The 11,952-nt window shown below is 63.3% G+C and carries 14 protein-coding genes; 5 read left to right on the top strand and 9 right to left on the bottom strand.

Annotated features, from left to right (window positions below):
* Positions 1–3 precede the first annotated feature (3 nt).
* The 4 genes from BUB78_RS01000 to BUB78_RS00985 are packed head-to-tail and all read right to left on the bottom strand — an operon-like array spanning position 4 to position 3,842.
* Complete coding sequence (locus BUB78_RS01000; protein ID WP_073194063.1) at positions 4–249, bottom strand: MoaD/ThiS family protein; 246 nt, start codon at positions 247–249, stop codon at positions 4–6.
* Positions 250–253: 4 nt separating this feature from the next.
* Positions 254–2,503 (bottom strand): xanthine dehydrogenase family protein molybdopterin-binding subunit, encoded by a 2,250-nt coding sequence (locus BUB78_RS00995; protein ID WP_073194062.1) that lies wholly within the window; start codon positions 2,501–2,503, stop codon positions 254–256.
* Complete coding sequence (locus BUB78_RS00990) at positions 2,503–2,982, bottom strand: (2Fe-2S)-binding protein (protein WP_073194061.1); 480 nt, start codon at positions 2,980–2,982, stop codon at positions 2,503–2,505. The genes BUB78_RS00995 and BUB78_RS00990 overlap by 1 nt, the downstream gene beginning before the upstream one ends.
* Complete coding sequence (locus BUB78_RS00985) at positions 2,979–3,842, bottom strand: FAD binding domain-containing protein (RefSeq protein WP_073194060.1); 864 nt, start codon at positions 3,840–3,842, stop codon at positions 2,979–2,981. Before BUB78_RS00985 ends, BUB78_RS00990 begins: the two co-directional genes overlap by 4 nt.
* 265 nt (positions 3,843–4,107) lie before the next feature.
* On the opposite strand from BUB78_RS00985, the gene BUB78_RS00980 reads away from it, so the two are divergent.
* Entirely contained in the window at positions 4,108–4,320 is a 213-nt protein-coding gene (locus BUB78_RS00980; protein ID WP_073194059.1) for a hypothetical protein, read from the top strand.
* Between the two features lie 2 nt (positions 4,321–4,322).
* On the opposite strand, the gene BUB78_RS00975 is transcribed toward BUB78_RS00980, so the two are convergent.
* Together BUB78_RS00975 and BUB78_RS00970 are read right to left on the bottom strand one after the other, a co-directional pair.
* Positions 4,323–5,039 (bottom strand): RlmE family RNA methyltransferase, encoded by a 717-nt coding sequence (locus tag BUB78_RS00975; RefSeq protein ID WP_073194058.1) that lies wholly within the window; start codon positions 5,037–5,039, stop codon positions 4,323–4,325.
* Positions 5,039–6,151: a Ppx/GppA phosphatase family protein gene (locus tag BUB78_RS00970; RefSeq protein WP_073194057.1), complete on the bottom strand. Its 1,113-nt coding sequence runs from the start codon at positions 6,149–6,151 to the stop codon at positions 5,039–5,041. The genes BUB78_RS00975 and BUB78_RS00970 overlap by 1 nt, the downstream gene beginning before the upstream one ends.
* Before the next feature lie 37 nt (positions 6,152–6,188).
* On the opposite strand from BUB78_RS00970, the gene BUB78_RS20575 reads away from it, so the two are divergent.
* From BUB78_RS20575 to BUB78_RS00955, 4 genes are read left to right on the top strand one after another with little or no spacing between them, the layout of a single operon-like run.
* On the top strand, positions 6,189–6,374 hold the full coding sequence (locus BUB78_RS20575) for a hypothetical protein (protein WP_220083965.1): 186 nt from the start codon (positions 6,189–6,191) through the stop codon (positions 6,372–6,374).
* Positions 6,375–6,399: 25 nt separating this feature from the next.
* Complete coding sequence (locus BUB78_RS00965) at positions 6,400–6,696, top strand: virulence factor (protein WP_073194056.1); 297 nt, start codon at positions 6,400–6,402, stop codon at positions 6,694–6,696.
* 29 nt (positions 6,697–6,725) lie between these two features.
* Complete coding sequence (locus BUB78_RS00960; protein WP_073194055.1) at positions 6,726–7,652, top strand: methylenetetrahydrofolate reductase; 927 nt, start codon at positions 6,726–6,728, stop codon at positions 7,650–7,652.
* Positions 7,653–7,662: 10 nt separating this feature from the next.
* Complete coding sequence (locus BUB78_RS00955; RefSeq protein WP_073194054.1) at positions 7,663–8,727, top strand: methyltetrahydrofolate cobalamin methyltransferase; 1,065 nt, start codon at positions 7,663–7,665, stop codon at positions 8,725–8,727.
* Positions 8,728–8,873: 146 nt separating this feature from the next.
* On the opposite strand, the gene BUB78_RS00950 is transcribed toward BUB78_RS00955, so the two are convergent.
* Genes BUB78_RS00950 through BUB78_RS00940 form a run of 3 tightly spaced genes read right to left on the bottom strand, consistent with a single transcriptional unit; the run spans position 8,874 to position 11,890 of the window.
* A complete protein-coding gene (locus BUB78_RS00950; protein ID WP_073194053.1) occupies positions 8,874–10,019 on the bottom strand; it encodes a trans-sulfuration enzyme family protein in 1,146 nt (381 codons plus the stop codon).
* Between the two features lie 6 nt (positions 10,020–10,025).
* A complete protein-coding gene (locus BUB78_RS00945; protein WP_073194052.1) occupies positions 10,026–10,769 on the bottom strand; it encodes a maleate cis-trans isomerase family protein in 744 nt (247 codons plus the stop codon).
* Positions 10,769–11,890 (bottom strand): anhydro-N-acetylmuramic acid kinase, encoded by a 1,122-nt coding sequence (locus BUB78_RS00940; RefSeq protein WP_073194051.1) that lies wholly within the window; start codon positions 11,888–11,890, stop codon positions 10,769–10,771. Before BUB78_RS00940 ends, BUB78_RS00945 begins: the two co-directional genes overlap by 1 nt.
* Positions 11,891–11,952 lie beyond the last annotated feature (62 nt).

Genomic DNA, 11,952 nt, shown 5'->3' with positions numbered 1-11,952 from the left:
ATTCTAGCCACCCTTAAGACGGCGCAGCAGGACAACCTCGCTGTCGTCGGCGATTGGCGTGAACCAGCTGTCGTTGTAAACCCGCCCGTCAATTGCCACTGAAATTCCGCGCTCAAGCTGCGGGCGCAGGCCGGGATATGTCCCGGCCAGCCCGTCCAGCAACTCGCGTAGGGTACCGGCCTCGATCTCTACCTCGGTCTTGCCTTCGGTGAATTCCGCCAGCGATCCCCAGACTCGCACCTTGACCATGGCCTTAGCCGCCCTTTTTCCCCTGAATGGCGGCAAGAATGCGCGGCGGTGACATCGGCAGATCGGTCAACCGCACCCCCGCCGCCGCCGACACGGCATTGGCGATGGCCGCAAGCGGCGGCACGATTGGCGTTTCGCCGACCCCGCGCACCCCGTAGGGATGCCCCGGATTGGCAATCTCAAGGATCATCGTGTCGATCATCGGCAAATCAGAGGCAACCGGAATACGGTAATCGAGGAAGCCGGCATTTTGCAAAATGCCATCCTCGCCGTAAATGTATTCCTCGTTCAGCGCCCAGCCGATACCCTGCACAGCGCCGCCCTGAAACTGGCCTTCAACATAGGCCGGATGCACCGCCTTGCCGGCATCCTGAAACACCGTATAGCGCAGGATTTTCGGCGCGCCGGTGTCAGGATCGACCTCGACGTCGACCATATGGGTGCCAAAGCTCACGCCGGCGCCTTCGGCATTGACCTCGTAATGCCCGGCAATCGGCCCGCCGGTGTTGCTGGCGATGGCGGCGATTTCCTTGAGGGTCATCGGGTCGTGCTTGCCCGCATTCGGCCCCGCCGGGCGCGCGGCTCCGTCGACCCATTCGACCGCCTCTTCGTCGATGCCCCAGATCATCGCGGCGCGTTTGCACATCTCGCGCTTGGCGTTGCGGGCGGCCTCAATCGTGGCAAGACCAACGGCAAAGGTCACCCGAGAGCCGTCGGTCACCTCATTCTGACCAAGCGATCCGGTATCGGCAATGATCGTGCGGACCTGTGTGTATGGAATGCCAAGCTCTTCGGCCGCCATCATCGTCATCGAAGCGCGAGAGCCGCCGATATCGGGGTTGCCTTCCGACACCGTAACCGTGCCATCTGGAGTGACATTGAGGGTAACGCAAGTATCGCCGCCAAAGTTGAACCAAAACCCACAGGCAACACCGCGTCCCTGATTTTCGCCCAGGGGCGCGGTCCAATGCGGATGCGCCTTGGCGGCCTCCAGCGTCGCCTCAAGGCCAATCGCCGGAAAGGTCGGCCCGTAAGAGGCAACCGTGCCCTCGCGCGCGGCATTCTTCAGGCGCACCTCAAGCGGATCAAGGCCAAAGCCCTTGGCCAGCTCATCCACCGCGCTTTCCACGGCAAAGGCCGCCATCGGCGCGCCCGGCGCACGGTACGCGGCGGCCTTTGGGCGGTTGGTGACCACGTCAAAACCGACGGTTTTCACGTTCTCAAGGTCATAGGGCGCAAAGGCCGACATCGAGCCCATATCGACCGGCGAGCCGGGGTATGCCCCGCCCTGATAGCGCAATTGCGCGAAACCGGCAGTGATGCGGCCATCCTTGGTCATGCCGATCTTGATATCAATCGAGCTTGACGAGGTCGGCCCGGTAGCGCGCAGCACCTCGGAGCGGCTCATCACCATCTTGACGGGGCGCCCGGCAAGTTTTGACAGCATCAGCGCGACAGGCTCAAGAAACACCGTGGTCTTGCCGCCAAAGCCGCCGCCGATCTCGCTTGCAGTGACGCGAAGCTGGCCCTGTTCCATGCCAAGGATCGCGGCGCAGGTGTTGCGCACCATGTAATGCCCCTGGGTACAGCACCACAGATCGGCCTGCCCGTCCGGGCCCATCGTCGCCAAACACGCATGCGGTTCGATATAGCCCTGATGGGTGGCGCCGGTGCGATAGGTGCGCTCGACCACGCGGTCGGCCTCGGCCAGCCCCTTGTCGATATCGCCATGGCCGAACTCGACCCGCGACATGACGTTCTGCGAATAGCCTTCGGGCACGGTCTCGTCCTGACGGCCCGCGTGCAGGACCGGCGCGTCGGGTTTCATGGCGGCGTCGACATCGGTGACATGCGCCAGAACCTCGTATTCGACCTCGATCAGGCGCAGCGCCTTGCGCGCCACGGCGGCGCTAGAGGCGGCAACGGCGGCCACCGCGTGTCCGTCATAAAGCGCCTTGTCGCCCGCCATGCAATTGTCGATCACATCGGCCACGCCGTCGGGCACAGCGCCAAAATCGGCACGTGTCACCACGGCCTTGACGCCCGAAAGCGCGCGCGCCTTCGAGGTGTCGACCTTGACGATCCGCGCATGTGCGTGCGGGCTGCGCAGCACGCGCCCCACCAGCATGCCGGGGGCTACGATATCGGCACCAAAGCGGGCGCGACCGGTGACCTTGTCAATGCCATCCGGGCGCAGCGGGCGCGTGCCGACAACCTTGAAGGTCCGGGGTTTGTCTGAGCTGTCCAATGCCATCACGAAGCCCTCCGCAGATCCGCCGCCGTTTCCATCACGGCGCGGATGATTTTGTCATATCCGGTGCAGCGGCAGAGATTTCCCGCCAGCCAATAGCGCACCTCTTCCTCTGTCGGATCGGGGTTCTTTTCCAGAAGCGATTTCGCCGCCACAAGAATGCCGGGCGTGCAGATGCCGCATTGCAGGGCGGCCATCTCGATGAACTTCTGTTGCAGCGGGTGCAATTGATCGCCCGTGGCCATGCCCTCGATGGTGGTGACCTCGCGGCCCTCGGCCTCGGCCCCCAGCATCAGGCAGGAACAGACCAGCCGCCCGTCAACCGTGACCGAACAGGCGCCGCAATCGCCGGTGCCGCAGCCCTCTTTCGAGCCGGTCATGCCAAGCCGGTCGCGCAGCACATCCAGAAGCGTGTCTTCGGCCTCGCACAGAAATTCCGTGGTGTCGCCGTTGATCGAGGTTGTTACGTGAATCTGGCTCATGCGGTCTCTCCTTTTGCGCGGGTCGCGGCGATTTCGGTCGCACGGCGGGCCAGAACGCCCGCAACGTGGCGGCGAAAATCGACCGTGCCGCGTTTGTCGTCAATCGGGGTGGCCGCAGCCGAACAGACGGCGGCCAGATCCTCCAGAGCGTCGCCTTTGGGCGCGCGGCCAATCAGGGCCTCGGCGGCGGCATCGACCAGCATCACCTTGGGGCCAACCGCGCCAAGCGAGACGCGCGCCGCACTGACCTTGCCCGCGCCGTCAAGCACAAGCGAAACGCCACAGCCGACCACGGCGATATCCATCTCGGTGCGCGGAATAAATCGCAGATAGGCATCGCCACCATGGTCGGGTTTTGCGGGCAAAAATACCGACGCGATGAATTCACCAGAGCCGAGCGTGGTCTTGCCGGGGCTTGCGGGCACGTCGATCACCGCGACATCGCGGCTGCCCTTTGGGCCGACAATCCGCAGGGTGGCATTGGCCGCGACCATCGCGGGCACGCTATCGGCGGCCGGCGAAGCATTGCAGAGGTTGCCCGCCAGCGTTGCGCGTCCCTGCACCTGGGTCGAGCCGATAAGACCCACGGCCTCGACCACGCCCGGCCAATCACCGGTCAGCCCCGCATGCTCGCCCATCTCGGCCCCCGAGACAGCCGCGCCAATGCGCCAGCCGCCGTCTTCGGGCGTGATTCCTTTCATGCCGGAAATCCGCTTGATATCGACAACAAGCTCCGGCTCAAGCATCTCGGCGCGCAGTTTCACCAGCAAATCGGTGCCCCCGGCCAGAACATAAGCCCCCTCGGTCGCGGCCAATAGATCAATCGCGGCCTCAACGCTGTTTGGCGCCTCATATCGCATATTTCATGTCCTTTCTCTGCTTGCGGCCCCTGGCGCGTCTGCGCCAGACTCGGGGTCGCGTTGGCATGACTATCTCGCAACTTGCGCCCCGGTGCAAACGAGTCTTCGACACCTCGCCGATGACGCGCGTCACCGGGTTTTCGGAGCGTTTTGCCGCCAAATCAGGCCATCGCCACGCGATTGCACCTAAGATGCGCCAAATCCGCCATAATTTCACGGCAAGCTCTTGCCGTTACGTTATCCCCGGTCACGCAAGAGGTTCGGCATGTCATTTCATTCCCCCAAGCCCCCGGTGCGGCAAAAACCGCCGCGCCATGCGCTGTTGTTTGAACTGATCCGTCAGCGCAGCATGGCGAAATACGTTAACGCGCAGGCCTCGCTGCGACCGCCCAGCGATCCGGGCGACCTGACAGAGCTTGCCCGCACGGCGGCACAGTCGCTTGGCTTGCCACCAGAAACCCGCGCCCCGGTCTTATGAGACTAGCCGCGAAACCCGGTGGCGACGACAAATTTTTCCGAGCTATCGGCGCGTGACGCAGGCGGCTTGACGTTATGCACTTTTTCAAAGCGCGTTTTCAGGATCTTCTGCAATTCGCCCTCGGCCCCGCCGGCGAGAACCTTGGACACGAAGGTGCCGCCGACTTCGAGTACATCAAAGGCAAAATAGGCCGCAGCCTCGCAGAGCGCGATGATGCGCAAATGGTCGGTCTGTTTGTGACCCGAACTTGACGCGGCCATATCCGACATGACCACATCGGCCATGCCGCCAAGCCATTGCTTGACCTGTTCGTCGGCGTCATCGGCCATGAAATCAAGCTGATGGATTTCACAGCCCGGAATCGGCTCGACCTCTTGCAGATCGACACCAAGAATGCGCCCGACCGCCTTGCCCTGCTTTTCGCCAAGCGCGTTGACCCGTGGCACCGCCACCTGGCACCATCCCCCCGGCGCACAGCCAAGATCGACGATCCGTGCGCCCGGCACCAGAAAGCGGAACTTGTCATCCACCTCCATGATCTTGAAGGCGGCGCGCCCGCGATAGCCCTCGACCTGCGCGCGCTTGACGTAGGGGTCGTTCAACTGCCGCTGAAGCCAGCGTGTCGACGAGGGCTTGCGCCCGCGTGCGGTCTTTACCTGCACCGTCAGCTCGCGCTGTCCGCGCCCCGAGGTATTCTTGCCATCCGGTGTCTTGGCCATCAGTCTGTTCCGTCCTTGAAAACCCCATCCGCCGCCATCTGGGCGTAGAGCATGCCTTCGCGCAAACCGCGATCGGCCACCGACAAACGGTCGGTTGGCCAGCACCGCAAAAGCGCCTGTAAAATTGCCGCGCCCGACATGATCAGCGCCTGCCGGTCAAGCCCGATGCGCGGATCGGCGCGCCGCCCCGCAGGGCCAAGCGCAAGATAGCTGCGGATCACGCGGTCGATCTCGTCGCTGGTCATAGTCATCCCGTCAACCTTATTGCGGTCATACCGCTTGAGGTTAAGGTGACTGGCGGCGACGGTGGTCACAGTGCCGCTGGTGCCTATGATCTGAAACCCTTCGCGTTTTTGCTCGTCCTTGTAGGGGGCGAATTCGGCAAGGTTTTCCTCGAAAAACCAGCTCATCAGGGCAAAGCGCGCGGAATCGTCCTCGACATCGCGGAACTGATCGCGCAGCGTCGCCACCCCAAGCGGCACGCTGATCCAATCGACCACCCGCGCGGCGGCAAAGCGGCTGTCGCAGGCGTTAAAGCCAAGATGCATCCGCATGATCGCACGGCGCCGCTCGGGCCGGGGCACGCCGGTCAGGTCGATCCAGACCAATTCGGTCGAGCCGCCGCCGATATCGACCACCAAAAGCTGATCGGTATTGGGGCTCACGAGCGGCGCGCAGGACACGACCGCAAGCTGGGCCTCTTCCTGCGGCGCGATGATATCAAGACGCAACCCGGTCTCGCGCTCCACACGGCGCATGAAATCGGCGCCGTTGGTGGCGCGCCGACAGGCTTCGGTCGCCACAAGGCGCATCTGCTCAACGCGGTGACGCTTGAGCTTTTGGCGACAGACCCGAAGCGCCTGAATGGTGCGATAGATCGCGGCACGCGACAACCGCCCCGAGCTTTCAAGCCCGGCGCCAAGCTGTACCGACTTGGAAAAGCTGTCCACGACTTTGAACTGATTGCCCCGAGGTTGGGCAATCAGCATGCGACAACTGTTTGTTCCCAGATCAAGCGCCGCATAAAGCGGCATCTGATCCGGCTGGCTCAGTGCGGGGCTCTCAACCGGTTTCGGGACCGCGCCCGCACTTTCGGGACGCTTGGGCGCCATAACGACACGCCCTCCATTTCAAGTTGCCCCCAAGGTAGTGTCTTACGTGGTCCCGCGCAAGCGCCGCGAAGGCCCCAAGCGCGATCTTGATAACGATGATGAATATTTTTCGCATGCCTCGGCGTGGTCACCGCTGCGCGCCCCGGTTAATGTCGCCACGTCGCATGACGCATCCGTTCTGTCGAAATCGAACCCTGAGCATGGTGTCGGCTGCATTACGTAGTGACCTTGAGGAAAAGGAATCAGCCATGGTTGACGTCACCATCGTTTACTGGCGGGACATCCCCGCTCAGGTTATTGCCGGGAAAGGCCGCCGTGGCAGCAAAGTGCAGCTGCCCGAACGCTTTGAACAGGCGATCGACCGCGCCGCCATGAAGACCGGCGCGGCAGGCACGGATGACTATCTTGCCGAATGGCGCAAGGCCGATCCCTATTCCGTTGACGGAGATCAGGATGAGGTCGCCAAATCAGAGGCGGCCCGGCTTGATGCAGAGTATGATCAGGAACGGATAAAGACCCTGATTGCCAATAATGGCTGGGCGTAGTGCGCCCCGGATCGCTATGGGAGGCCGCAATGGCTTTGTTGAATTTCAAGAAACGTGAAAAATTCGCCGCACCGGTCAATGGCCAGATTGAGGCGTTCCTTCAGGGCTATTCGATCGAGGTGATGCCGCGCACCGCCGAGAAGGTCGAGAACTTTCGCGAGCTTCTGCCGGAAGGCACCCGCGTCTATATCGCCCATATCGAGGGCACCCCGATCGAAGAGATGGTCGCCACCGCCAAGCGTCTGGCCACCGACGGCTATCCGGTGATGCCGCATTTCCCGGCCCGGATCATCAAGGACAAGGCGACCCTCACCGACTGGATCGCACGCTATCAGGGCGAGGCCGGGGTCGATCAGGCGCTGTTGCTGGCCGGTGGTGTCGCAGAGCCGCATGGCGATTTCGACTCCTCGATGCAACTGCTCGAAAGCGGCGAATTCGATCGCGCCGGGTTCAAGCGCCTGCATGTGGCCGGCCACCCCGAGGGCAACAAGGATATCGACCCCAAGGGCGGCATGCAAAACGTCATGGACGCGCTGCGCTGGAAGCATAAATTCAACGAAACCACCGATGCCGAAATGGCGCTTGCAACCCAGTTTGCCTTTGACGCCAAGCCGATCATCAAATGGGCCGATGATCTTGCCGCGGCCGGCATCACCCTGCCGATCCACATCGGGATTGCCGGTCCGGCCAAGCTTCAGACGCTGATCAAATTCGCGATTGCCTGTGGTGTCGGCCCCTCTCTCAAGGTGCTGCAGAAGCGGGCGATGGATGTCACCAAGCTTTTGCTGCCCTACGAGCCCAATGACGTGCTGAACCAGCTCGCCGCGCACAAGGCCGCGAACCCCGGCTTCAACATCGAAAAGGTCCACTTCTTCCCGCTTGGCGGGATCAAGACCAACGCGACCTGGGCCATCGAAAACGGCGGCGACGCCGGTAAACCTGCAAACGTATCCTGAAGGACCTCATATGACCCGCACCATCGTCGAGAGCAAAACCAAAACCGCCGTTATCGGCTTTGATGAGCCGTTCTGCGTGATCGGTGAGCGCATCAATCCGACCGGGCGCAAGAAACTGGCCGCCGAACTAGAGGCGGGCGATTTCTCGACCGTCGAGGCCGACGCCATTGCCCAGGCCGCCGCCGGCGCCACCGTTCTCGATATCAATGCGGGTGTGGTTTACAACTCCAATCCCAACCCCAATGAGACCGAACCGCCGCTGATGACCAAGATCATCGAGCTTGTTCAAGGGCTTGTCGACCTGCCGCTCTGCATCGACAGCTCGGTGCCCGCCGCTCTTGAGGCCGGCCTTCAGGCCTGTGAAGGCCGCCCGCTTCTGAACTCGGTCACCGGTGAAGAAGATCGGCTTGAATACGTTCTGCCGCTGGTCAAGAAGTACAACGTGCCGGTGGTGGCGATTTCGAACGACGATACCGGCATTTCCGAAGATCCCGACGTGCGTTTCGAGGTCGCCAGGAAGATCGTTCAGCGCGCCGCCGATTTCGGTATTCCCGCGCATGACATCGTGGTTGATCCGCTGGTCATGCCCGTGGGCGCCATGGGCACCGCCGGCCTTCAGGTCTTTACCCTTGTGCGCCGCCTGCGCGACGAGCTTGGCGTGAACACCACCTGCGGCGCCTCGAACATCAGCTTTGGCCTGCCCAACCGTCACGGCATCAACAACGCCTTCCTGCCGATGGCCATGGCCGCCGGCATGACCAGCGCGATCATGAACCCGATTGCCCTGCCGGTGAAACAGGCCGAGATCGAGGCCAAGAAAGCCGAAGTTGCCGCCACCGGTCTGGTGCTTCCGGCCGATATGGATGACGAAACCTTCTGTCAGCTGTTCGGCCTCGGCTCGACCAAGCCGCGCGCGGGCAAGGAGATGGAGGCGATCATGGCCGCCAACTTCCTGACCAACAATGACCCGCACGGCGGCAACTGGATCAAGTTCAACAAAGCCCCGCCCAAGCCCGGCGAGGTGGCTCGTACCGGTGGGCGCGCAGGCAGCCGCAGCCGCAGCCGCCGCGCCTGATCAAACCAGACAAAGGCCCGGTCATTGACTGAAACCTTTGTGTCCTTCGGGGCGATCCAACCTCTCAACCTGTCGCGCATCGCGCGGCAGGTTGTTTTGTTTTCTGGTTGCTTAACCAGCAACGCCTGGCGAAATGAAGCGCGCCGCTAGGCGCCCTCAAGCGCTTGCGCCAGATCGGCAATAAGGTCGCCCGCATCCTCAATTCCCACCGAAAGGCGCAACAGGGTTTCGGGAATTCCGGTATGCGGCTCGATTGTTTGGCGATGCTCGACAAGGCTTTCGACCCCGCCAAGCGATGTGGCGCGGTGAAACAGCCGCAAGCGCCCGACAACGTCGATCGCACGCGCGCGGTCACCCTTGATCAGCACCGACAAAAGCGAGCCATAGCCGCCACACATCTGGCGGCTGGCAATCGCGTGACCGGCGTTGCTTGCCAGGCCGGGATAGAACACCGCCTCGACGCCCGCGTGACCCTCAAGAAACCTGGCCACGGCCATGGCATTGGCGCACATCCGCTCCACCCGAAGCGGCAGCGTGCGCACCCCGCGCAGCAAAAGCCAGGCCTCGAACGGGCCGATGATCGCGCCGGCGTCGTGGCGATCCATCGCGATCGCCTGCCACATCGGGGAGGCCACATCGCGACAGGACAGAACCCCGGCCAGAACATCCGTATGGCCGTTGATGGCCTTGCTTGCCGAGTGCATCACGATATCGGCCCCAAGATCAAGCGGGCGCGTCAGAACCGGCGTGGCGGCGGTGGCATCCACCACCAGAACCGCCCCCGCCTTATGGGCAAGCCCGGCGGCCGCGGCGATATCTGCCACCCGGAGCCAGGGGTTTGACGGCGTTTCGATCCACACCAGATCGGCAGAGGACCGACAGGCCTCTGCAAGGGCGGTGGGATCGGCGGCCTCGACCTCGTCAAGGATGATACCGCGCCGCGCACAGAAATCGCGCGCCCATTTGGTCGTGCCCCAATATATCCCGCTTTGCAGGATCACCCGCGCCCCGCCGGGAAGGGCGCGAAACACCGCCGCAACCGCCGCCATGCCGGTGGGAAACAAGAGCGTCGCCGCCGCGCCCTCCAGCTGGCGCAGCACCTCTTCGGCCTGGCGCACGGTATCGTTTTCATCGCGGCCATATTTGTTGTCGGCGCGCATCAATTCATAATCGGGGTCGCGCAGATAGGTTGTGCTCAGGTGAATGCCCGGCACCACGCCGGCCGTCTCGCCATCGGTCGCCCCGGCGGCCTGTGCGGCAATAGTGGCCGGTTTCAAGTGGTCATTCTTCATCGGTTCTTATGCCCCCACATCAAGATCAAACAGACGCCCCGGCCCCCAGCCGCGCGCATCCGCCCCGCTCTGGCGCAGCATATCCCAGATCAACGCCAGGTTTGAGCTTATCACCGGCAGGCCAAGCCGTGCCTCGACCGTCTCAATGATACCGAAACTGCGCAGATTGGTGCAGCTGGCAAAGACCGCCTCAACGCCGTCAGCCTCTCCCGCCGCCAGCATCGCCGCCTCGGTCGAGGCCTCGGTGATGCGCGCCACGGTCCAGTCTTCCTTCTGGCCAAAGCTGACCTCGCTCACCACCTCTATGCCGGCCTCGGCAAGGGCGGCGCGCATCGGGCCGCTGACCTCGGTCACATAGGGGGTGACCATGGCGATCCGGGTCACGCCAAGCGCGCCAAGCGCGGCAATCACCGCCGCAAGCGGATTGGTCACCGCCGTGTCGGGGTGCGCCTCGCCGACAAGCCGGGCAACCCTGTCGCTCCCGATGATGGTGGAGCCAGAGGTACAGGCATAGGCCACCGCGCTTAACCCTTTGGGCAGCAGTGCCGCCGTGCGGGTCATTTCGGGTGCCATCAGGAGCAGGTCTTCGGGCGTCACATGGGCATTCGCCGGGATGCGGGCATGAAGCAGGTTCACATCCCGCCCGCCGATCACCTGTCGCGCTTCGTATTCCAACGTCTCATCGGTGCTCAGCAGGATAAGCCCAAGCCGCAACCCGGCGCCAGCGCCACTGTCCAATGTATACTCCATCACCCTGCCCCTCTTGCTGTGGTGGTTTTGTCCGGTCTGCTGATCGTGCCGCCCGACACCGCCGCGCGCACGCCGGTGGTGCTTGCACAGGATGTCGGCAATCCGCGCGCGACGCGCACGGCAAGATGGGCAAAGGCCTGCGCCTCTAGCATGTCACCGTCAAGGCCAACCGCCTCGACCGGATCGACCGGGCAATCAAGCGCGGCGCGCAGCATGTCCATCATCACCGGATTATGCCGCCCGCCCCCCGTCACAAGCAGGCGCGTCGGCGGGCTTGGGCAATGCTCCATCCCGCGCAGAACGGCGGCGGCACTCATGCCGGTCAGCGTCGCGACGGCATCGCCGTCGCCAAGCTCGCCCACAAGCCCGATCATGTCGGCAAAGGTATCGCGATCCAGAGATTTGGGCGGCATGCGCAGGAAATACGGCTCGTCCAGAAAAAGCTCAAGCGCGCCCTGAACAACCCTGCCCCGCCGCGCGAGCGCACCGTCGCGATCAAACGGCTCATTGCGCCGCGCCATCATCAGATCGTTGATCGGCGCATTCGCAGGCCCGGTATCGAACGCCAAAAGCGCGCCGGTCGCTTCGGGGCGGGCATAGCTTGGGTCAACCCAGGTCAGATTGCCCACCCCCCCAAGGTTGAGAAAGGCAATCGGCGCGGTGGCCCCGATCCACTTGGCACAGGCGAAATGAAAGAACGGCGCCAGCGGCGCGCCCTCGCCGCCAAGCTGAATATCGGCGCTTCGGAAATCCCAGACCACCGGCAGGCCAAGCCCCTGCGCCAAGGCCTCGCCATCGCCAAGCTGATGGGTGCCGCGCCCCTGTGGATCATGCGTAAGGGTCTGACCGTGAAAGCCGACGATGCCGGCCCCGTCAAAGCGCCCCAGAACCTCAAGATGCGCCGCCTCGACAAGACGGGCGGCGGCGTCGAGATCATCGCCCGGCCATTTGCCAAGCGCCGCCGCCAGAACCGCCTGTTCCTGCGCCGTATAAGGCCGATAGGCGGTCGGGCCAAAACCATGAATGACCTCGCCATCGGTCTCGATCATGGCCGCATCCACCCCATCCAGCGAGGTGCCCGACATTGCCCCGAGGGCCCAAAGGCGATCTGCGCTCAACATGGCCTTTTCCTTCGCTCATTGTGTCCCTATACATGCCGCGCAAACCAAGCCGGGACAAGCGA

This window comes from Roseovarius marisflavi, from assembly GCF_900142625.1.
GTDB lineage: Bacteria > Pseudomonadota > Alphaproteobacteria > Rhodobacterales > Rhodobacteraceae > Roseovarius > Roseovarius marisflavi.
Note: the sequence above shows the minus strand (reverse complement) of the source record. Positions and strands in the feature narration are given on the sequence as shown.

What these genes read in the sequence shown, in the direction of transcription:
- BUB78_RS00950 (WP_073194053.1), bottom strand. Translation starts at nt 10,019, where the DNA reads ATGAAGAATGACCACTTGAAACCGGCCACTATTGCCGCACAGGCCGCC.
- BUB78_RS00995 (WP_073194062.1), bottom strand. Translation starts at nt 2,503, where the DNA reads ATGGCATTGGACAGCTCAGACAAACCCCGGACCTTCAAGGTTGTCGGC.
- BUB78_RS00955 (WP_073194054.1), top strand. Translation starts at nt 7,663, where the DNA reads ATGACCCGCACCATCGTCGAGAGCAAAACCAAAACCGCCGTTATCGGC.
- BUB78_RS00970 (WP_073194057.1), bottom strand. Translation starts at nt 6,151, where the DNA reads ATGGCGCCCAAGCGTCCCGAAAGTGCGGGCGCGGTCCCGAAACCGGTT.
- BUB78_RS00940 (WP_073194051.1), bottom strand. Translation starts at nt 11,890, where the DNA reads ATGTTGAGCGCAGATCGCCTTTGGGCCCTCGGGGCAATGTCGGGCACC.
- BUB78_RS00960 (WP_073194055.1), top strand. Translation starts at nt 6,726, where the DNA reads ATGGCTTTGTTGAATTTCAAGAAACGTGAAAAATTCGCCGCACCGGTC.
- BUB78_RS00965 (WP_073194056.1), top strand. Translation starts at nt 6,400, where the DNA reads ATGGTTGACGTCACCATCGTTTACTGGCGGGACATCCCCGCTCAGGTT.
- BUB78_RS00985 (WP_073194060.1), bottom strand. Translation starts at nt 3,842, where the DNA reads ATGCGATATGAGGCGCCAAACAGCGTTGAGGCCGCGATTGATCTATTG.
- BUB78_RS00990 (WP_073194061.1), bottom strand. Translation starts at nt 2,982, where the DNA reads ATGAGCCAGATTCACGTAACAACCTCGATCAACGGCGACACCACGGAA.
- BUB78_RS00975 (WP_073194058.1), bottom strand. Translation starts at nt 5,039, where the DNA reads ATGGCCAAGACACCGGATGGCAAGAATACCTCGGGGCGCGGACAGCGC.
- BUB78_RS01000 (WP_073194063.1), bottom strand. Translation starts at nt 249, where the DNA reads ATGGTCAAGGTGCGAGTCTGGGGATCGCTGGCGGAATTCACCGAAGGC.
- BUB78_RS00980 (WP_073194059.1), top strand. Translation starts at nt 4,108, where the DNA reads ATGTCATTTCATTCCCCCAAGCCCCCGGTGCGGCAAAAACCGCCGCGC.
- BUB78_RS00945 (WP_073194052.1), bottom strand. Translation starts at nt 10,769, where the DNA reads ATGGAGTATACATTGGACAGTGGCGCTGGCGCCGGGTTGCGGCTTGGG.